An 800-nucleotide genomic window follows, 5' to 3' on the forward strand; every position below is an offset into this window, starting at 1 on the left:
GCAACTCAGCGACCAGTTGGGCGACATTCAGGCAGCAACTAAAGATGCCGCTATCAAGCATGGCGCTGTTGCGGGGGCGATGGCCGGAGGTGTCGCCGGGCTGGTTGTCTCTACGGCAGTCCTCCTGTTGCGCGCCAAGATGGGGCTGTAATGGCGTACCCACAGGACATGCGCGACAAGTTGCGCCGGGCCTACGTCTACAACCAGTGGTCGCTGGAGATTACCGCCTCACAGATAGGGGTGAGTTTTGGCACCGCCCGGCGCTGGAAAAAAGAGGCCCAGGATGCCGGCGACGATTGGGACAAGATGCGGGCCGCTAATTTGATGGCGAGCGGCGGGATGGAGGATGCAGGCCGGGCGGTGTTAATGAGTCTGGTCACGCAGTGCCAGGCCGCCACGGAGGCTATCAACGGTACGGCCAATATCCCGGCAGAAAAGCGTGTCGAGCTGCTGGCCAGCCTCGCTGATGCGTTCAACAAGGCTACCGCCGCTAGTAAGAAGATTTTGCCGGAGACGAACCGTCTGGCCATCGCGATTGAAGTGATCCAGGCGTTGGGTGAGCACATTGAGCGCAAGCATCCCAGCCAGAAAGCGGCATTTGTCGAGATTTTGGATTCATTCGCAGAGGTGATGGAAAGTGATTTCGGATAAAGAAGAATTGAAGTTGTCGCTGTACGTCTTGCGCGGCGCTGTTGCTGATGGAACCCCCGAAGAGCAGGCAGCAGTACAAGCATCTACGGAGGCCACCCGTGCTTTTATCGAAAAGCTAAAGACGGATTATCCAGATAAAGCCGGGCTGT

Annotated in this window: 1 protein-coding gene; it reads left to right on the forward strand. The window is 57.8% G+C overall.

Features of this window, described 5'->3' with window-relative positions; all coding sequences use genetic code 11:
• Positions 1 to 150 precede the first annotated feature (150 nt).
• Positions 151 to 651 (forward strand): DUF1804 family protein, encoded by a 501-nt coding sequence (locus tag EHO01S_RS16890; RefSeq protein ID WP_024525042.1) that lies wholly within the window; start codon positions 151 to 153, stop codon positions 649 to 651.
• The last annotated feature ends 149 nt before the right edge of the window (positions 652 to 800 follow it).

Source organism: Edwardsiella hoshinae NBRC 105699 = ATCC 33379 (assembly GCF_000474215.1).
Lineage (GTDB): Bacteria > Pseudomonadota > Gammaproteobacteria > Enterobacterales > Enterobacteriaceae > Edwardsiella > Edwardsiella hoshinae.